Genomic DNA, 18,567 nt, shown 5'->3' with positions numbered 1-18,567 from the left:
GAACGATGCGGATCGAGCGGCGACACACCACGGCCAATGCCTCTCCCTACGAGGCCATCCCCTTCCGCACGGCGACCAGCGAGATCCGCAACCCGGACGGCTCGACCGTCTTCAAGGCGGACGGGATCGAGGTGCCGGAGGCGTGGTCGCAGGTCGCCTCCGACGTCCTGGCGCAGAAATATTTCCGCAAGGCCGGCGTCCCGGCGCGCCTCCGGAAGGTCGAGGAGAACGGCGTCCCCTCCTGGCTCTGGCGCTCGGTGCCGGACGAGGAGGCTCTTGCCGCGCTTCCGGAGGGCGAGCGCTACGGCTCCGAGAGGACGGCCGCGCAGGTCTTCGACCGCCTCGCGGGCTGCTGGACCTATTGGGGCTGGAAGGGCGGCTATTTCTCGGCCGAGGAGGATGCGAGCGCCTTCCATGACGAGTTGCGCTTCATGCTGGCCGCGCAGATGTGTGCGCCGAACTCGCCGCAATGGTTCAATACGGGCCTGCACTGGGCCTATGGCATCGACGGGCCGGGCCAGGGCCATTTCTACGTCGATCCCTTCACGGGCGAACTGACCCCCTCCGCCTCCGCCTATGAACACCCGCAGCCCCATGCCTGCTTCATCCAGGGCGTGCGGGACGACCTCGTCAACGAGGGCGGCATCATGGATCTGTGGGTGCGCGAGGCGCGCCTGTTCAAATACGGCTCGGGCACGGGCTCGAACTTCTCGCGCCTGCGCGGCGAGGGCGAGCGGCTCTCGGGCGGCGGCAAGTCCTCGGGCCTGATGTCCTTCCTGAAGATCGGCGACCGGGCGGCCGGCGCCATCAAGTCGGGCGGCACGACGCGGCGCGCCGCCAAGATGGTGGTCGTCGACATCGACCACCCCGACATCGAGACCTATATCGACTGGAAGGTGCGCGAGGAGCAGAAGGTCGCAGCCCTCGTCACCGGCTCGAAGATCGTCAAAAGGCATCTCAAGGCGGTGCTCCGGGCCTGCGTGCAATGCGAGGCCGACGGCGACGCCTGTTTCGAGCCGGAGAAGAACCCCGCCCTCAAACGCGAGGTGAAGCTCGCCCGGCGCGCCCAGGTGCCGGACAACTATATCCGCCGCGTCATCCAGATGGCCCGCCAGGGCCTGACCGAGATCGATTTCCCGACCTTCGACACCGACTGGGATTCGGAAGCCTATCTCACGGTCGCGGGCCAGAACTCGAACAATTCCGTCTCGCTGACGGACGATTTCCTGCGGGCGGTCGAGGGAGACGGCGACTGGCACCTGACCTCCCGCACCACGGGCAAGGTGACGAAGACGCTGAAGGCGCGCGACCTCTGGGACAGGATCAGCGCCGCCGCCTGGGCCTCGGCCGATCCGGGCCTGCATTTCAACACCACCATGAACGACTGGCATACCTGCCCGGCGGGCGGGCGGATCAGGGCTTCCAATCCCTGCTCCGAATACATGTTCCTGGACGATACGGCCTGCAACCTCGCCTCGGCGAACCTCCTCGCCTTCTACGACCGCGAAACGCGCCGCTTCGACGTCGACGGCTACGAGCATCTCTGCCGGCTCTGGACGATCGTGCTCGAGATCTCGGTCATGATGGCGCAGTTCCCGAGCCGGGAAATCGCGGAATTGTCCTACGAATACCGCACGCTCGGCCTCGGCTACGCCAATATCGGCGGCCTGCTCATGACGATGGGCCTCGGCTACGATTCCGACGAGGCCCGCTCGCTCTGCGGCGCGCTGACAGCCATCATGACCGGCACGAGCTATGCGACCTCGGCCGAGATGGCGAGGGAACTCGGCCCCTTCCCGCGCTATGCGGAGAATGCCGAGGCGATGCTGCGGGTGATCCGCAACCACCGCCGCGCCGCCCATGGCGAGACCTTCGGCTACGAGTTCCTTCAGACGAACCCGGTCCCGCTCGACCGGGCCCATTGTCCGCAGGTCGATCTCGTCCAGCGCGCCGCGGCGGCCTGGGACAGGGCGCTCGACCTCGGCAAGAGCCACGGCTTCCGCAACGCCCAGGCGACCGTGATCGCGCCGACCGGCACGATCGGCCTCGTCATGGATTGCGACACGACCGGGATCGAGCCCGATTTCGCGCTGGTGAAGTTCAAGAAGCTCGCCGGCGGCGGCTATTTCAAGATCATCAACCGCGCCGTGCCGGATGCCTTGCGCGCGCTCGGCTATCGCGAGCACGAGATCGCCGAGATCGAGGCTTACGCGGTCGGCCACGGCTCGATGGGGCAGGCGCCTGCCGTCAATCCGGCGACGCTCAGGGCGAAGGGCTTCACGGACGAGGCGATCGCGGCCGTCGAAGCCGGCATGAAGAGCGCCTTCGACATCAAGTTCGTCTTCAACAAATGGACGCTCGGCGCCGATTTTCTCACGAAGGTGCTGAAGGTCCCGGCCGAGAAGCTGGACGACCCCTCCTTCGAGCTTCTGCGCCATCTCGGCTTCCCGAAGGACGAGATCGAGGCGGCCAACGTCCATGTCTGCGGGGCGATGACGCTGGAGGGCGCCCCGCACCTCAAGCGCGCGCATTACAGCGTCTTCGACTGCGCCAATCCCTGCGGGCGGCTCGGCAAGCGCTATCTCTCGGTGGAGAGCCACATCCGCATGATGGCGGCGGCGCAGCCCTTCATCTCGGGGGCGATCTCCAAGACCATCAACATGCCGAACGACGCGACGGTCGAGGATTGCGCCAAGGCGTATATGCTCTCCTGGCGCCTCGCCCTGAAGGCGAACGCGCTCTACCGCGACGGCTCGAAGCTGTCCCAGCCGCTCAATTCCGCCCTCGTCTCGGACGAGGAGGACGAGGTCGACGATGCGGTCGAGGCGCTTCTCGCCCAGCCGACCGCCGCCCGCACCGCCCAGATCGCCGAGCGCATCGTCGAGAAGGTGATCGAGCGGGTGGAGAAGGTCGAGGTGCCGGTGCGCCTGCGCGAGCGCATGCCCGACCGCCGCACCGGCTATATCCAGAAGGCCGTTGTCGGCGGCCACAAGGTCTATATCCATACGGGCGAATATGCCGACGGGCGCCTCGGCGAGATCTTCATCGACATGCACAAGGAGGGCGCGGCCTTCCGGGCGATGATGAACAATTTCGCCATCGCCATCTCGCTCGGCCTGCAATACGGCGTGCCGCTCGAGGAATATGTGGAGGCTTTCACCTTCACCCGCTTCGAGCCGGCCGGATTCGTCGCCGGCAACGAGCGCATCAAGAACGCGACGTCGATCCTCGACTACGTGTTCCGCGAGCTGGCCGTGTCCTATCTCGGCCGCACCGACCTCGCCCATGTGAACCCGGAGGAGATCGGCCACGACGTCCTGGGCTCCGGCGAGGGCGAGGGCCGCCCGGCGCCCGCCGAGGCGCAGCCCGCCGGGAGCCCGGCGGCACCGGCGAGGCCCCTCCCCGCCGGCATCGCCTCCACCGGCTTCCTGCGCGGCAAGCCGGCCGCGCTCCAGGTCTTCGAGGGCGGCCGCTCGGTCGCGGCGGGCTGGGCGACGGCCGGCGCCACGGCGCTGAAGGCGGATGCTGTGCTCGACCCGGCCACGGGCCAGCTCGGCTTCCTCGCGGTCGCCGACGCGCCGCCGGTCTCCAAGGCGTCCCGGCGCGAGGCCACGGTCGCCGAGCGCCGCAGCGAGGCGCGCATGAAGGGCTACGAGGGCGAAGCCTGCCCCGAATGCGCGAATTTCACGCTGGTGCGGAACGGCACCTGCCTGAAATGCGACACCTGCGGCTCGACGACGGGTTGCAGCTGATTCCGCCGCGCCCCCCTCCCCCCGCTTGCGGTGGGGAGGGCCGGGCCGGAGCGAAGCGAAGGACCGGGGTGGGGGGCGGCTCAGCCTGCCGACAGGTCGGGCATTCGCGTCAGCGCCCCCACCTCGGTCGCGCCTTCGGCGCGACTCGGCCCTCCCCGCCACTTCGTGGGGGGAGGGTGGGTGCGCCCCTCAGAGCCCCGAAACCGTGTGCCCGCCATCGACCGTGACGCAGGTTCCCGTCATCCAGCGGGACGCATCGGTGGCGAGGAGGAGGAAAGGCGCGTCGAGATCCTCGAGCTGGCCGAGCCGGCGCATGGGAATGCGCTTGATCAGCGCAAGACCGGGCTCGGACTGAAAGAACTCCTCGTTGATCTCGGTCGAGATGTAGCCGGGGGCGAGCGCGTTCACACGGATGCCGTAGCGCGCCCATTCGAGGGCGTGGGCCGCCGTCATCTGCACGACAGCGGCCTTGGTCGCCGCGTAGATCGAGACGGCACCCGCCACCCGGTGCGCCAGGACCGAGGCGATGTTGACGACGGCGCCCGGCCGTCCCGCCGCCCGCCAGGCGCGCGCCGCCTCCGTCGAGACCGCCCAGACCCCTTTCACGTTGGTATCGACGACCGCATCGTACAAAGCCTCGTCGATATCGAGCGCGGGCCGGTTGTCGGCGATGCCGGCATTGTTGACCACCACGTCGAGGGGAGAGGCCATGCTCGCGCCCGCGACCGCCCTCTGGACGGAGGCCACGTCCGACACGTCGAGTTCCACCGCCTGGGCGCCCTCGGCGCCGAGCTCGAGCAGCTTCTCGACCAGGGCCTCCAACCGGTCCCGCCGGCGCGCGCCGACGGTGACGAGCGCGCCGTGGCGCGCGCAGAGCTGCGCGAAATGGCGCCCGAGCCCGCTCGAGGCCCCCGTGACGAGGACGTGACGTCCCTTCAGCATCGCACCGAGATCCAAGGCCCCCTCCTCCCGAGAAGCAGCTCAGGCGCCGCCGTGATTGCGCGACAGCGCGGAAAGCTGAGCGTTCGTGCGCTCCAGGCGGCTGGCGAGCTCGCGCATCACCGCGATCGACATCTGCGGGAATTGCGTGAGCAGGTCCAGGAAAACGCGCTTGTCGATGCGCAGGGCGGAGACGGGCTCCGTCGCGACGATGGTGGCGCTGCGCGGACTGTCCGACAGGATTCCCATCTCGCCGACGAGGGCGTTGCGCCCCAGCTCGGCCACCTTGAACTGGCCCTCCTTCGATCCGAGGACCACGTCGGCCTTGCCGTCGAGAATGACATAGGCCGCGTCGGCCGCATCGCCCTGGGTGAAGAACCGCTGGCCCGGCGCGAAGCTGATGCGCTCCGAGGTGAAGGCGAGCAGCTTCAGGCGCGAGCGCTCGATGCCCCGGAACATCGGGACCTGGCGCAGGGATTGAACTTCGCTTTCGAGCGTCATGTCTCGCCTTCCGGTCTATTCGGCCGCATCGCGCCGCGGAGTCTCGCGCGCATCGCTCGTGTCGTCCCCGGCATCCGGCTCCCCAGCCTTCGAGGCGATCTCGACGATGGCACCGTCCTTGAACCCGATGGCCTCGCCGAAAAGCGGAAGGAGCCGATCGTTCGGCAGGACCATGACCAGCGTGCGGCCGGCCATGCCTTCCTGGAGGAATCCGACCAGATCGGGAAGGGAGCGTTCGGCGAAGGGCGCGAGCGCGCCGTCCACGACCAGGATGTCGGGCCGCCCCACGAGGCAGCGGATGAGATTGATCGCGGCGCGCTGCTGCGGCGTGAGGCGCCGGCCGGCGGGGCCGACGGCATGGTCGAGCCCGACGCGCTCGATCTCCGTCGACAGCTCCATCTCGGCGATCACCCGCGCACCGACGGCGCGGACCTCTTCCCTCGCATTGGCGATGGTCTCGTCCACCCGCCCGAACAGAAAATCGTCCCGGAGCGGAGCAGCCAGGGCGACCTTGTCGGGATCATAGAACTCGACGCCGGGATCGGGAGCCTCCTCGAGCATCGCGCGCATCTTCCCGCGCGCCGCCAGCAGGCGCTCGCGCATCCGCCCGTCGAGCAATCCGAGACGATGGCGCGGCTCGATATAATCGAGCGGCAGCGTCAGCAGGCGCCGGCGCTCCTCGCGCGAGAGCCTCCCCCGCCCCTTCCCCTGCGCGCGCTTCACGATCGCCCCGAACTCGTCCAGCTCCTCGGCATGGACAAAGGAGAACTGCTCGAAGAGCGGATGTCCGGGCGGCAAGCCGCGGAAGATGTCCGTCATCGTCTCGGCAATGGCGACGCCCATGCCCACGAGATCGTCCGTGAGATGCTCGCCGTCGAGGACGCGCCGGAAGCCGGCATGCTCGACGATCGCCGCCCCCTTCAGCTCCGGCGAGACGGGCACGCCGAAGAGGAGATTCTCGACGATGGTCGATTGCGTGTTGTAGCGCGCCGGATCGAAGCTCTCGACATAATGGGCCATGCCCTCCTCAGCGAGGCGCTCCTGGAAACGGCGGCGCGCCTCCACGATGCGCTCGGCGAGGCCCGGCTGGCGCGCCGGATCGATCATCCCGTCCAGGCCGAAACGATAGACATCCTCCCCGAGCCCGATCCGGTTCAGGAAGGAAATGAGCTTCGCGTCGAGTTCGAGGCCGTCCGTGGTCCCGCTCCTGTCGAGATCGAGCCATTCCGCCTGGATGCTGGCGAGGGGATTGCCCGTCCGCCGCGCCTCCGCGACCCGCAGAAGCTCCCCTTCGGTCTGCGAAACCTCGCCGATCTGGTGCTGGCGCAGCCCATAGACGAGATTGTCCCTCAGGCTTCCCGCGAAGAGGTTCGGCTCGTGCCCCGCATAGGCGATGCGGCGGCCGACGCTCTCCGGGCCGAGGCGCAGCAGGTCGCGCTCGCCGATCCTGACCTCGCCCGAATGGTGCTCGGCGCGGCCCGCGAGGAGGCGCGCGAGAAGGCTCGCGGCGGCCGTGCCGTCCGAGAGAATGGCCAGACTCCCCGGCAGGGACACGACCGCCTCGCCGCCGTCGATGACCGCGACGCCGTGGCTGTCCCACATCTGGAGCGCATCGATGCGGAGCTGGCCCGCGAGAGGGAAATCCTCTCCCTCCTCTTCCTCCGATTCCAGCTTGTCGGGGGAGAAATAGGCGACGACCTGATCGTATTTCACCTGCACGTCGAGACGCTGCTGGTCCCAGTCGATCAGCTCCTTCAGCGGCGGCGGCAGCTCGCGATAGGCCGCGATCACGGCCACGAGCTGGCCGATATCGAGCTTGCCGGTCAAGGCGAAATAGCCGCCCACCGAATAGAAGAAGAACGGCGTGATCTGCGACAGGAGATTGTTCAGGAACTTGACGATGAACTTGCGCTTGTAGATCCTGAAGCGGATATCGAACAGCTTGTAGAGCCGGTCGCCGATCTCGGCTTTCTCCCAGCTTTCGGCGCGGTGGACGTGGACGGCCTCGATTCCGTCGATGACCTCGCTGACGCGTCCGGCGAATTCGCGCGAGGCGAGCTGGCGCTGGCGGCCCAGCACCAGCAATTGCCGGCGCAGGCGCGGGATGATGATGAACTGGACACCGACGACGAGCGCGGCCAGGAGCCCGAGCCACAGGCTCTGCATCAGGATGAAGCTCATCGCCGTCAGCGCCTGGCTGCCGAGCATCAGGGGCTGGATATAGGCGTCGCCGATGAAGCCGCCGATCGGCTCGACCTCGTCCTTGATGATGGTCGCGGCCTCGGCGGAGCGGACGTTGCGCTGGGCCTCGGGCGTGAAGCGCAGCGCATAGCCGAACAGCTCGAAGCGCAGCCGCCGCATCATGCGCTCGCCGAGCGCGCCCTTGGCGACGTTGATCCAGTACTTGAAGAGGCCGTTCACCAGGACGAAGAACAGGAATACGAAGGAGAGCCCGAGCAGCAGCCCCACCCGGCCGACCTCGAAGCCGGGAAAGAAGACCGTCTCCCCGCCACCCAGCCACTTGGGCCAGGAGAGCGACAGGTCGAGGAAGGTCGCCGTCATGCGCCCGGCCTCGAAGGCGCGCCCCTGGATCGCCTCGTTGACGATCTTCTTCGGCAGGTCGAGCGAGGCGTAATAGAAGGGCAGCGAGGCGAGCACGACGGCAAAGATGAGCAACTGGTCGCGCTTCGAGTGGCGCCAGATATATGTGAACAGGCTCTTCGTCATCGGATCGCCGTCTTAGCACGGCGGAGCGAAGCGGCCATATCGCCCTTGCGTGCGCTGCCGCGCATGCGGGCTGGACGGGCGGGGATGATCGGCGCGCGGTTCGTGGTAATCTGACGGCTCGGACAGGGGTCGCGCGGGGCGACCGGAAGCTGCCAGGATCTGGGATGCCCAATATCTGCGAAGAGGCGGCGCGAGGGCTTGCCCGGCCGCCCGAGGCGGCCCCCCGCGCGCGGGTGATGATCTACAGCCACGACACGTTCGGTCTGGGTCATCTGCGCCGCTCCCGCGCCATCGCGAATGCGCTCGTCGCCGAGCGCCCCGGCCTTTCGGCGATCATCGTGTCCGGCTCCCCGGTGATCGGCTCCTTCGAGTTCGGGCCGGGGGTCGATTATGTCCGCGTGCCTGGCGTGACCAAGCTTCCCGACGGCGACTACCGCTCGCTCAACCTCAATCTTTCGATCGACGAGGCCACGCGGCTGCGCGAGGCGCTCATCCTGCAAACCGCCGAGACCTTCGATCCCGACGTGCTGATCGTCGACAAGGAGCCGACAGGCTTTCGCGGCGAGGTGCTGCCGACGCTCGACGCCATGAAGCGGCGGGGCTGCCGGATCGTGCTCGGCGCCCGCGACGTCATGGACGAGCCGAGCCTCCTCGTTCCCGAATGGGAGCGCAAGGGCGCCGCCGAGGCGCTCGCAGCCTATTACGACGAGATCTGGGTCTACGGCCTCGGGGAAATCTACCGCCCCCTCGACTGCCTGCGGCTGCCCGAGACGCTGGGGCGAAGCATCCTCTATACGGGATATCTGCGCCGCGAATTGCCGGCCGAGCCGGCCCTGACCCGCTATCCCGCCATCACGCGCCGGCCCTTCGCACTCGTCACCACCGGCGGGGGGGGCGACGGCGACGACGTCATCGAATGGGTGCTCTCGGCCTACGAGGCCGATCCGGACATTCCGCTTCCGGCCCTCGTCGTCTTCGGCCCGTTCATCAACCGGGACCGGCGGCGCCTCTTCCTGGAGCGGATCGCGCGCCACCCCATGCTCGACGCCATCGCCTTCGACACCAAGCTCGAATTGCTGATGAGCCGCGCCGCGGCGGTCGTCGCGATGGGCGGCTACAACACGTTCTGCGAGATCCTGTCGCTCGACAAGCCCGCGCTCATCGTGCCGCGCACCCGCCCGCGGCGCGAGCAGCTCATCCGCGCCGTCGAGGCCGAGCGTCTCGGGCTCGTCTCGACCCTGGTCGAGAGCGAGACCGGCCGCGACCCGATGGCCATGGCGAGCGCCCTGCGCGCCCTGCCCTCCCGCCCCCGCCCCTCGGAGGTCACCGTGCCGGGACTGCTCGACGGCCTCGATTCCATCCGCGGCCGCATCGCCTCCATCCTGGAGGCGGGCAAGCGCACCGCCCTGCCCCAGGCGGCGGAATAGGCGGTGGACGCCCCCCGATTCGCGGTCGTGCTGAAGGGATATCCGCGGCTGTCGGAGACCTTCGTCGCGCAGGAGCTTCTCGGCCTCGAGCAGCGCGGCCTCGCCTTCGACATCTGGTCGCTGCGCCATCCGACGGACCGCGCGATCCATCCGATGCACAAGGCGATCCGGGCGTCGCGGCGCTATCTGCCGGAATATCTCCATCGCGAGCCCCTTCGCGTCCTGCGCGGATTCGCCGATGCCGTGCGCCGTCCGGGCTTCGGCGCGCTGATGAAGGTCTTCGCGGCCGATCTGCGGCGCGATCCGACCGCGGGCCGGCTGCGCCGCCTCGGCCAGGCCTGCGTCCTCGCCCGCGAGCTCGATCCGCGGATCCGCCATCTCCACGTGCATTTCCTGCACACGCCGGGCTCCGTCGCCCGCTATGCCGCCCTTCTCAGCGGGCGAAGCTGGAGCTTCTCGGCCCACGCCAAGGATATCTGGACCATTCCCGACTGGGAGAAGCGCGAGAAGATCGCGGACGCCCGCTGGGGCGTCACCTGCACGCGAGCAGGGCAAGAGCATCTCGCCGCCCTCGCGCCCGATCCCGGGCGGGTCTCCCTTCTCTATCACGGGCTCGACCTGTCCCGCTTCCCGGAACCGCCGGCGAGGCCGCCGCGCGACGGCAGCGATCCCGCCGATCCCGCTCGCATCCTCTCGGTCGGACGGGCGGTCGAGAAGAAGGGCTTCGACCTGCTGCTGTCGGCACTGGCCGCCCTGCCGCCCGACCTGCATTGGACCTTCGCCCATTGCGGGGGCGGCCCGCTCCTGGCCGCGCTGAAGGCGCAGGCCGAGAGGGCCGGGCTCGGCCGCCGCGTCGCCTTTCTCGGGCCCAAGGCGCAGCCGGATATCGTCGCCCTGATGCGCGAAGCCGATCTCTTCGCGCTGCCCTCGCGCAAGGCCGCAGACGGCGACCGCGACGGCCTGCCCAACGTGCTGATGGAAGCCGCCTCCCAGCATCTGGCGAGCGTGGCGACGGATTTCTCCGGCATTCCCGAATTCCTCCGGGACGGCCGGGAAGCGCTGCTGGTGCCGCCGGGCGAATGGGAGCCGCTCTCCAACGCGCTCAACCTGCTCATCCGCGACCCGGCACAGCGGGAAGCGCTCGGCCGCGCGGCGGGGGAGCGCCTACGCGAAGCGTTCGGCGCGCAGGCCGGGCTCGACCGGCTGGCGGCGCGCCTTCTCGCCGAGACGGGAGCCTCGCCCCGCCGCGAGGACGAGGATGCGCGCGGCGCCGCCGGCGCATGATCCCGCTCGCCTTCTACGCTCCTCTCAAGAGCCCGAACCACCCGGTCCCCTCGGGGGACCGCGCCATGGGCCGCCTTCTCCTCTCGGCGCTCCGCCTTGCCGGGTTCGGGCCGGAACTCGCGAGCGAATTGCGCAGCCTCGACCTTGCGGGCGATGCCGAAGCCCAGCAGCGCATCCGGGCGGCGGGGGAGACCGAGGCCCGCCGGCTCGCCGCCGTCTATCAAACCCGGCCGCGCGAGAGCCGGCCCCGGCTCTGGCTCACCTATCATTGCTACTACAAGGCACCGGACTGGATCGGCCCCCCCGTCGCCGAGGCGCTCGGCATTCCCTATGCCGTGGCGGAAGGCTCGCGGTCAGCGCGGCGCGCCTTCGGCGCCTTCGCCCTCGGCCATGCCGGATCGGAAGCCGCACTCGACCGCGCGGATTGTCTCTTCGTGATGACGCCCCATGACGAGGAAGACCTCGCAGCCGCGCTCCGTCCCGGCCAGCGCCTCGTCTCCCTGCCGCCCTTCCTGCAAGCGGATGCCTGGACACCGCCTCCCCGCGAGGCGCCGCACGGCGATCCCTCTCGCCTCCTCGCCGTCGCCATGATGCGCGAGGGAGACAAGCTCGCCTCCTACCGGCTTCTCGCCGAAGCCCTGGCGCGGCTGCCGGCGGAGGCGCCCTGGCGTCTCGACATCGTCGGGGACGGGCCGGCACGGGAGGCCGTGGAAAGCCTCTTCGCGCGCTTCGGGGAGCGGGCCTGCCTGCGCGGCGCCGTCCTCGAACCGGCAGCCCTCGCCGCCCTCTACGGCGCGTCCGATCTCCTCGTCTGGCCCGCCATCGGCGAAGCCTACGGCATGACGCTGCTCGAGGCCCAGGCTTGCGGCTGCCCGGTCCTCGCGGGGCGCGAAGGCGGCGTGCCGGCGATCCTGCGCGAGGGCGAGACCGGCCTGCTGGCGCCCCCGCGCGATGCCGGCTCCTTCGCGGCGATGCTCGCGGGCCTCCTGGCCGATCCGGCGCGCCTGCGCGCCATGCGCGAGCCGGCGCTCCGTTTCGTCCGCTCGGAGCGCGACCTGCCCCAGGCCGCGGCCATCCTCCGGTCGGCGCTGGGGCCACTCGCCGACGCAACGCAGGCGGCATCATGAGCCTGCGCATCCTCATCGCCGTCACGCATCTCCTGGGCGCGGGACATCTGGTGCGCGCGAGCGCGATCGGCCGGGCCCTGGCGCGCCGCGGCCACCACGTCACGCTCGCCTCGGGCGGGGCGCCGATGCCTCTCGCGGATGCGAGCGGGCTCGACCTCGTGCAGTTGCCGCCGGTGAGAGCGCCGCTCGGCGATTTCTCGGTGCTCCTCGGCGAGGACGGCCAGCCGGCCGGTCCCGCCTATCTCGACCGGCGCCGCCGGCTTCTCCTCGCGACCTTCGCGCGCCTGCGCCCGCATGTCGTCGTCACGGAGCAGTTTCCCTTCGGCCGCCGCAATCTCGCGGGCGAGTTCCAGGCGCTTCTCGACGCCGCGGCGGCACAGGTCCCGCCGCCCGTGCTCCTCGGCTCGGTGAGGGACATCCTGGTCGCACCAGCCAAGCCCGAGAAGATCGAGCGCGCCCACGCCCTCGTCGCCCGCCGCTATGCTGCCATCCTGGTCCATGGGGACGAGGCCGTCGTGCCGCTCGGGCGCTCCTGGCCCGTCGACGAGGCACTGCGCCGAAAGCTCGCCTATACCGGCTATGTCGGCCCCGGCGAGGCGGCGATCCTGCCCGCAGGACCCGACGACGGCTCGATCCTGGTCTCGGGCGGCTCGAGCGCCGCGGCCCTGCCGCTCTATCGGGCGGCCCTCGCCGCCGCCCGCCTCGATGCCTCGCGGCCCTGGCGGGTGCTGGTCGGCTCCGCCGTCGAGGAGGAGGTGTTCCGGCAGCTTCTCGCCGAGGCGCCGCCCGGCGCCGCCGTCGAGCGCGCCCGGCGCGACTTTCGGTCCCTCCTGGCGCGGGCTGCTGTCTTCGTCGGCCAAGCCGGCTACAACACCGTGATGGACATCGTCGCGACGCGCGCCCGAGCGGTGCTCGTGCCCTTCGAGCTGGGACAGGAGACCGAGCAGCGGCTGCGGGCCGAATGCCTCGCAGGAGAGGGCCTCGCCACCCTCCTGCCCGAGGCCGAGCTGACGCCGCAAAACCTGCTGGCCGCCGTCGCCGCCGCGGCCTCCCGCCCGCGTCCCGCCTTCGCGATCGGCCTCGACGGACAGGAGCGCAGCGCCGACCTCGTCGAAACATTCGCGGCCGCCCGGACCGGATCCGGCGCCGAGTCGGCGCAATGAGCGCCGCGGCGATCGCGGCCCTGCGGGGCGAATTCGACCGCCTCGCGGCCGAAGGGCGCCGCATCGGCTTCTGGTGGCGGGACGACGATGCGGTCGCGCCGGGCGCAACCCTGGACCGCCTTCTCGGTACGCTATCGAACTGCGGCCTGCCCGTCTCCCTTGCGGTCATCCCGTCCCGCGCCGAGCCGGCCCTTGCCGAGCGCCTGCGGGGGGAAGACGGTGTCACGGTTCTCGTGCATGGCTGGCGGCATGCGAATCACGCGCCGCCCTCCGACAAGAAGGCCGAGTTCGGCTCCCACCGCCCGCTGGCGGAGCGAGCCGGGGAAGCCGGAAAAGGGCTCGCGGCGATCATGGAAGCCTTCGGGCCGCGCGCGCTCCCCGTCTTCGTGCCGCCCTGGAACAACATCGCGTCCGATCTCGTCCCACGCCTGCCGGTCCTCGGCTTTCGCGCCCTCTCCTGCTTCGGGGAGCCGCGGGGAACGGGGCAGATCGACCGGATCGACACGCATCTCGACCCGATCGACTGGCCGGGCACGCGCAGTCTCCTCCCGCCGGAAGCGCTCGTCGCCATGATGCGGCGCGCCCTCGCCCGCGGGGTCGAGACTTTCGGCTTCCTGACGCATCATCTCGTGCACGACGAGCGGCTGTGGTCCTTCTGCGAGGGGATCGCCGCGCTCGCCGCCGATCATCCGGCGATCCGGCCGATCGGCCTGCGCGACATGCCGCCCCGGGCGGAGCCGGCGCGGACATGACGCGGCTGCCGCTCCTCTCGGTGCAGAATCTCGGCGTCGAGATCGCCTCCGACGGCGGCCGGTTCCCGGCGGTCCAGGGCCTCAGCTTCTCCATTCCGAGGGGGAAGACGGTCGCGATCGTCGGCGAATCGGGGTCGGGCAAATCGGTGACCGCGCAGGCGATCATGCGCATCCTGCCGAAGGTGGCGCGGATCACCTCGGGCTCGATCCTGTTCGACGATCCCCAGGACCGCCACCCTCCCCTCGACATCACGGCGCTGCCGGCCGGGAGCGAGACGATGCGGCAGATCCGCGGCGGGCGCATCGCCATGATCTTCCAGGAGCCCATGACCTCGCTCTCGCCGCTCCACACGGTGGGCGACCAGGTGACGGAAGCGCTCCGGCTGCATGCCGACGTCACCGCGGCCGAGGCGAAGGCGCGCGCCGTCGAGGTCTTCCGCCGCGTCGGCTTTCCCCATCCCGAGCGGGCGCTGACGACCTATCCTTTCGAGCTGTCGGGCGGCCTGCGCCAGCGGGCGATGATCGCCATGGCGCTGATCACGCGCCCGGCCCTCCTCGTCGCCGACGAGCCCACGACCGCCCTCGACGTCACGACCCAGGCCCAGATCCTCGACCTGATCCGCGAGCTTCAGGAGGAGACGGGCATGTCCGTCCTCCTGATCACGCACGATCTCGGCATCGTCGCGAACATGGCCGACGACGTCGTGGTCATGTATCGCGGGCGCGTCATGGAGGCGGGCGACCGCGAGAGCATCTTCCGCCGCCCCCAGCATCCCTATCTCAAGGCGCTGATGCGGGCAGTTCCCCGCTTCAACATGGAGCCGGGCGAGCGCCTGACCCCGCTGCGCGAGGCGGCGAGCGCGGTGCCCGCCGCGCGGCTTGCGCCGCCGCCGGATCGCACGATCCTGTCGGTCGAAAACGTCTCCAAGACCTTCACGCTGCGGGCCGGGCTCTTCAGCGGCCGGGTCCGCACGATCACGGCCGTGGACGAGGTCAGCCTCGCGCTCCGCTGCGGCCGGACGCTCGGGCTGGTCGGCGAATCGGGCTGCGGCAAGACCACGGTGTCGAAGATCATCTCGCGCGCGCTCGCCCCCGATCGCGGACGCGTGATGTTCGACGACGGGTCGGGCCCGCGCGACGTGCACCAACTCTCCGGCGCAGCGCTGACGCGCTACCGGCGGACAGTGCAGTTCGTCTTCCAGGACCCGTTCTCCTCGCTCAACCCGCGCATGACGGTCTACGAGATCCTGACCGAGCCGATGGTGATCCACCGCATCGGCACGAGCGACGAGCGATACGAGCGGGCCAAGATGCTGCTCGACATGGTGGGGCTCGACCGGCAGAGCCTGCGCCGCTACCCGCATTCCTTCTCCGGCGGCCAGAGGCAGCGGCTCGGCATCGCGCGGGCGCTCGCGCTCGAGCCCGAGGTGCTGCTCTGCGACGAGCCCGTCTCCGCCCTCGACGTGTCGGTCCAGGCGCAGGTCCTCAACCTCCTGAAGGATTTGCAGAAGGCGCTCGGCCTCTCCTACGTCTTCGTGTCCCACAACCTCGCCGTGGTGGATTACGTCGCCGACACCATCGCGGTGATGTGCCGGGGCCATATCGTCGAGGAGGCGGCGGCCGGGACGCTGTTCCGCAATCCCGTCCATCCCTATACCCGCGCCCTCCTCGCCGCCGTGCCCGAGCCCGATCTCGACCATCCGCTGGATTTCGCCCGGCTGAGGAGCGACCGGCTCTCCGATCCGGCGAGCTGGCCGGAGCCCTATCGCCTCCTGCCGGGCGATCCGGGACGAATGACGGCGGTCGGGCCCGACCAGAATGTGCGGCTGATGAGCGCCGGAGCGCTCGAGGAGGCGGCATGAACGCGGCTTGGGCGCGGAGAATCCTGCTCGTCCTCGCGCTCCTCGCGGGGGCCGCGGCGGCGCGGGCGGGAGACTTCGTCGAGACGCCGAGTCTCGCCGCCAAGGTGGCGGACGGGCAATTGCCGCCTGTCGCCGGGCGGCTTCCGAAAACGCCCTATGTCGCCGATCTCGAAGAGAGCGGGCGGACGCTCGGCAAGTCCGGCGGGGAGATCGTGTCGCTCGTCCCGCGGGCGCGCGACATCCGCTACCTGTCGGCCGTCTCCTATGCCCGGCTCGTCGGCTACGACCCCAAGCTGCGGCTGCGACCCGACATCCTGGAGCGGGTCGAGAACCAGGGCGAGCGGGTCTTCACCCTCGTCCTGCGCGAAGGGCATCGCTGGTCGGACGGCCATCCCTTCACCTCGGAGGATTTCCGCTACTATTGGGAGGATGTCGCGCTCGACAAGGATCTGAGCCCCGGCGGCCTGCCGGACTTCCTCCTGGTGGACGGAAAGGGCCCGCTTTTCGAGGTGATCGACGAGCGCACGGTCCGCTTCACCTGGGACAAGCCCAATCCACGCTTCCTGCCGACCCTCGCGCAGCCGCGCGATCCCTTCATCTATCGGCCCGCGCATTACCTGCGCCAGTTCCATGCCCGCTACGCCGACAAGGCGGCGCTGGAGGAGATGGCGAAGAAGGAAAAGCTGAAATCCTGGGCGGCCCTGCACAATCGCCTCGACGACATGTTCGAGAACACGAATCCGGACCTGCCGACGCTCCAGCCCTGGATGCCGACCACCCGGGCACCCGCGAACCGCTTCGTCTTCGAGCGGAACCCCTTCTATCACCGCGTGGACAAGGCCGGGCGGCAGCTTCCCTATCTCGACCGCATCATCCTCGACGTCGCGGCGAGCGGACTCATGGCGGCCAAGGCCAATTCGGGCGATGCGGACCTTCTCTTCCGCGGACTCGCCATGGGCGACATCCCGATCCTGAAGGAGGGCGAGAAGGCCCATAACTACCGCACGCTCCTGTGGCCGACCGCGCGCGGAAGCGAGCTTGCCCTCTATCCGAACCTGACCACGACCGATCCCGTCTGGCGCAAGCTGAACCGCGACGTCCGCTTCCGGAGGGCCCTGTCGCTCGCCATCGACCGGCGCATGCTCGACAATGCACTCCTGTTCGGGCTCGGGCGGGAGGGCAACAACACCATCGCCGAGGAGAGCGTCCTCTTCGAGCCGCGCTTCCGCACGCTCAATGCCGGCTTCGATCCGGCGGCGGCCTCGCGCCTTCTCGACGAGATCGGGCTCACAAAGCGCAACGGGGCCGGTATTCGCCTCCTGCCGGACGGGCGCGAACTCGAGATCATCGTCGAGACGGACGGCGACAGCACCCTGATCGTGGACGGCCTGACGCTGATCGCCGAGTTCTGGCGCGATATCGGCGTCAAGCTCTTCGTGAAGCCGCAGGACCGCACGGTGCTCCGCAACAGGGCCTATAGCGGCTCGACGGTGATGGTCGCCGCCCAGGGCCTCGACCTCGCCCTGGCGACCGAGGCCATGCCGCCCTCGGAACTGGCTCCCATGCGCCAGGACAACTACGCCTGGCCGCGCTGGGGCCAGTATCGCGAGACGGGCGGGACCGCGGGCGAGCCCGTCGACATCCCCGAGGCGCAGGCGCTGGCCACCCTCTACGAGCGCTGGATGTCGTCCACGAGCGAGGCCGAGAAGACCCAGGTCTGGAAGGAGATGCTGGAGAACCACGCCGAGAACCAATGGTCGATCGGCACCGTCGCCGGCGCGATCCAGCCGATCGTCCTGCGGACCGGCCTCCAGAACCTGCCCAAGCGCGCCATCTATTCCTGGGACCCGACCGCCATGCTCGGCGTCTATCGAATCGACCAGCTCTACTGGGACCACGGCCCCGGCCGCGAGACCTGGATCCGCCGCCGCCTCAGGAAGACGGCGACGCAGCCCGCGGCGCCGGCCGCGCGGATGTCCGACGCGCAGAGGGGCGTGCGCCAGTGATCCGCTTCCTCTTCTGGCGCGCCCTGACGATGGCGGTCACGCTCCTCATCATCTCGGCGCTCGTCTTCACCATCATCAAGCTGCCGCCGGGCGACTTCCTCACCAATCAGATCGCCGAGCTGCGCTCGCAGGGCGAGGCCGCCTCGATCGCCAAGGCCGAGTTCCTGATCAGGCAATACGGGCTCGACCTCCCCGTCTGGAAGCAATATCTCGTCTGGCTCGGCGTCTGGCCGGGGCCGAGCGGCTATTCGGGCCTGCTCCAGGGCGATTGGGGCTGGTCGTTCGAATATGACCGGCCTGTCGCCGAGGTGGTCGGGGACGCGCTCTGGCTGACGCTCCTCATCAATCTCGTCGTCGTGGTCTTCGTCCACGTGGTCTCGATCCCGATCGCGATCTATTCCGCGACGCGGCAATATTCTGTGGGCGACTATATCGCGACCTTCATCGGCTATATCGGGCTCGCGATGCCGAGCTTCCTCCTGGCTCTGATCCTTCTCTACTACATGAACCGCTGGTTCGGCATCTCGATCGGCGGGCTCTACGATGCGAAATTCGCCAACCAGCCCTGGACCTGGCCGAAGATCCGCTCCCTCATGTCGCATCTCGTCGTGCCGACCATCGTGATCGGCCTCGGCGGCACGGCGGCGATGATCCGGCGCATGCGCGCGAACCTCCTCGACGAGCTGGGCAAGCAGTATTTCGTGACGGCCAAGGCCAAGGGCCTCCCGCCGACGCGGGCCCTTCTGAAATATCCCTTCCGGATGTCGCTGAATCCCTTCATCGCCGATATCGGCAACCTGCTTCCGCATCTCGTCTCGGGATCGGTGCTCGTCTCGCTGGTGCTCAGCCTGCCGACCGTCGGCCCGATCCTGCTCGCCGCGCTCAAGAGCCAGGATCAGTTCCTGGCCGGCTTCATCCTGATGTTCGTCGCCGTGCTGACCGTGGTCGGCATGCTGGTCTCCGACCTCCTGCTCGCGATGCTCGACCCCCGCATCCGCCTCGGGGAGAGGTCGGTATGACCGCCCGT

General features: G+C 69.5%; 12 protein-coding genes. 9 read left to right on the top strand and 3 right to left on the bottom strand.

Annotated features, from left to right (window positions below; genetic code table 11):
- Window positions 1-5 precede the first annotated feature (5 nt).
- Window positions 6-3,752, top strand: a complete 3,747-nt coding sequence (locus PKD06_RS06465; protein WP_324378761.1) for a vitamin B12-dependent ribonucleotide reductase — start codon at window positions 6-8, stop codon at window positions 3,750-3,752.
- Between the two features lie 189 nt (window positions 3,753-3,941).
- On the opposite strand, the gene PKD06_RS06460 is transcribed toward PKD06_RS06465, so the two are convergent.
- From PKD06_RS06460 to PKD06_RS06450, 3 genes are read right to left on the bottom strand one after another with little or no spacing between them, the layout of a single operon-like run.
- On the bottom strand, window positions 3,942-4,709 hold the full coding sequence (locus PKD06_RS06460) for an SDR family oxidoreductase (protein ID WP_324378759.1): 768 nt from the start codon (window positions 4,707-4,709) through the stop codon (window positions 3,942-3,944).
- Between the two features lie 24 nt (window positions 4,710-4,733).
- Window positions 4,734-5,192, bottom strand: a complete 459-nt coding sequence (locus tag PKD06_RS06455) for a Crp/Fnr family transcriptional regulator (RefSeq protein WP_324378756.1) — start codon at window positions 5,190-5,192, stop codon at window positions 4,734-4,736.
- Between the two features lie 15 nt (window positions 5,193-5,207).
- Window positions 5,208-7,919: an ABC transporter transmembrane domain-containing protein gene (locus PKD06_RS06450; RefSeq protein WP_324378754.1), complete on the bottom strand. Its 2,712-nt coding sequence runs from the start codon at window positions 7,917-7,919 to the stop codon at window positions 5,208-5,210.
- Window positions 7,920-8,083: 164 nt separating this feature from the next.
- On the opposite strand from PKD06_RS06450, the gene PKD06_RS06445 reads away from it, so the two are divergent.
- The 8 genes from PKD06_RS06445 to PKD06_RS06410 are packed head-to-tail and all read left to right on the top strand — an operon-like array spanning window position 8,084 to window position 18,559.
- A complete protein-coding gene (locus PKD06_RS06445) occupies window positions 8,084-9,346 on the top strand; it encodes a glycosyltransferase (protein ID WP_324378752.1) in 1,263 nt (420 codons plus the stop codon).
- Between the two features lie 3 nt (window positions 9,347-9,349).
- The gene (locus PKD06_RS06440) at window positions 9,350-10,630 is read left to right on the top strand and encodes a glycosyltransferase (protein WP_324378750.1); all 1,281 of its coding nucleotides are present in this window, start codon (window positions 9,350-9,352) and stop codon (window positions 10,628-10,630) included.
- Window positions 10,627-11,757, top strand: a complete 1,131-nt coding sequence (locus PKD06_RS06435) for a glycosyltransferase family 4 protein (protein ID WP_324378748.1) — start codon at window positions 10,627-10,629, stop codon at window positions 11,755-11,757. The genes PKD06_RS06440 and PKD06_RS06435 overlap by 4 nt, the downstream gene beginning before the upstream one ends.
- Window positions 11,754-12,920, top strand: coding sequence for a glycosyltransferase (locus tag PKD06_RS06430; protein ID WP_324378745.1), 1,167 nt, complete (start codon window positions 11,754-11,756; stop codon window positions 12,918-12,920). Before PKD06_RS06435 ends, PKD06_RS06430 begins: the two co-directional genes overlap by 4 nt.
- Window positions 12,917-13,672, top strand: a complete 756-nt coding sequence (locus PKD06_RS06425) for a polysaccharide deacetylase family protein (protein WP_324378744.1) — start codon at window positions 12,917-12,919, stop codon at window positions 13,670-13,672. Before PKD06_RS06430 ends, PKD06_RS06425 begins: the two co-directional genes overlap by 4 nt.
- The gene (locus PKD06_RS06420; RefSeq protein ID WP_324378742.1) at window positions 13,669-15,534 is read left to right on the top strand and encodes an ABC transporter ATP-binding protein; all 1,866 of its coding nucleotides are present in this window, start codon (window positions 13,669-13,671) and stop codon (window positions 15,532-15,534) included. The genes PKD06_RS06425 and PKD06_RS06420 overlap by 4 nt, the downstream gene beginning before the upstream one ends.
- The gene (locus PKD06_RS06415; protein ID WP_324378740.1) at window positions 15,531-17,540 is read left to right on the top strand and encodes an ABC transporter substrate-binding protein; all 2,010 of its coding nucleotides are present in this window, start codon (window positions 15,531-15,533) and stop codon (window positions 17,538-17,540) included. Before PKD06_RS06420 ends, PKD06_RS06415 begins: the two co-directional genes overlap by 4 nt.
- The gene (locus tag PKD06_RS06410) at window positions 17,537-18,559 is read left to right on the top strand and encodes an ABC transporter permease (RefSeq protein ID WP_324378738.1); all 1,023 of its coding nucleotides are present in this window, start codon (window positions 17,537-17,539) and stop codon (window positions 18,557-18,559) included. Before PKD06_RS06415 ends, PKD06_RS06410 begins: the two co-directional genes overlap by 4 nt.
- Window positions 18,560-18,567 lie beyond the last annotated feature (8 nt).

Source organism: Enterovirga sp. (assembly GCF_035325185.1).
Classification (GTDB): domain Bacteria; phylum Pseudomonadota; class Alphaproteobacteria; order Rhizobiales; family Beijerinckiaceae; genus Enterovirga.
This window is presented reverse-complemented; position numbering and strand designations above follow the sequence as displayed.

Coding starts and splice junctions, on each gene's coding strand:
- PKD06_RS06465 (WP_324378761.1), top strand. CDS start 6: ATGCGGATCGAGCGGCGACACACCACGGCCAATGCCTCTCCCTACGAG.
- PKD06_RS06455 (WP_324378756.1), bottom strand. CDS start 5,192: ATGACGCTCGAAAGCGAAGTTCAATCCCTGCGCCAGGTCCCGATGTTC.
- PKD06_RS06450 (WP_324378754.1), bottom strand. CDS start 7,919: ATGACGAAGAGCCTGTTCACATATATCTGGCGCCACTCGAAGCGCGAC.
- PKD06_RS06445 (WP_324378752.1), top strand. CDS start 8,084: ATGCCCAATATCTGCGAAGAGGCGGCGCGAGGGCTTGCCCGGCCGCCC.
- PKD06_RS06435 (WP_324378748.1), top strand. CDS start 10,627: ATGATCCCGCTCGCCTTCTACGCTCCTCTCAAGAGCCCGAACCACCCG.
- PKD06_RS06430 (WP_324378745.1), top strand. CDS start 11,754: ATGAGCCTGCGCATCCTCATCGCCGTCACGCATCTCCTGGGCGCGGGA.
- PKD06_RS06425 (WP_324378744.1), top strand. CDS start 12,917: ATGAGCGCCGCGGCGATCGCGGCCCTGCGGGGCGAATTCGACCGCCTC.
- PKD06_RS06420 (WP_324378742.1), top strand. CDS start 13,669: ATGACGCGGCTGCCGCTCCTCTCGGTGCAGAATCTCGGCGTCGAGATC.
- PKD06_RS06415 (WP_324378740.1), top strand. CDS start 15,531: ATGAACGCGGCTTGGGCGCGGAGAATCCTGCTCGTCCTCGCGCTCCTC.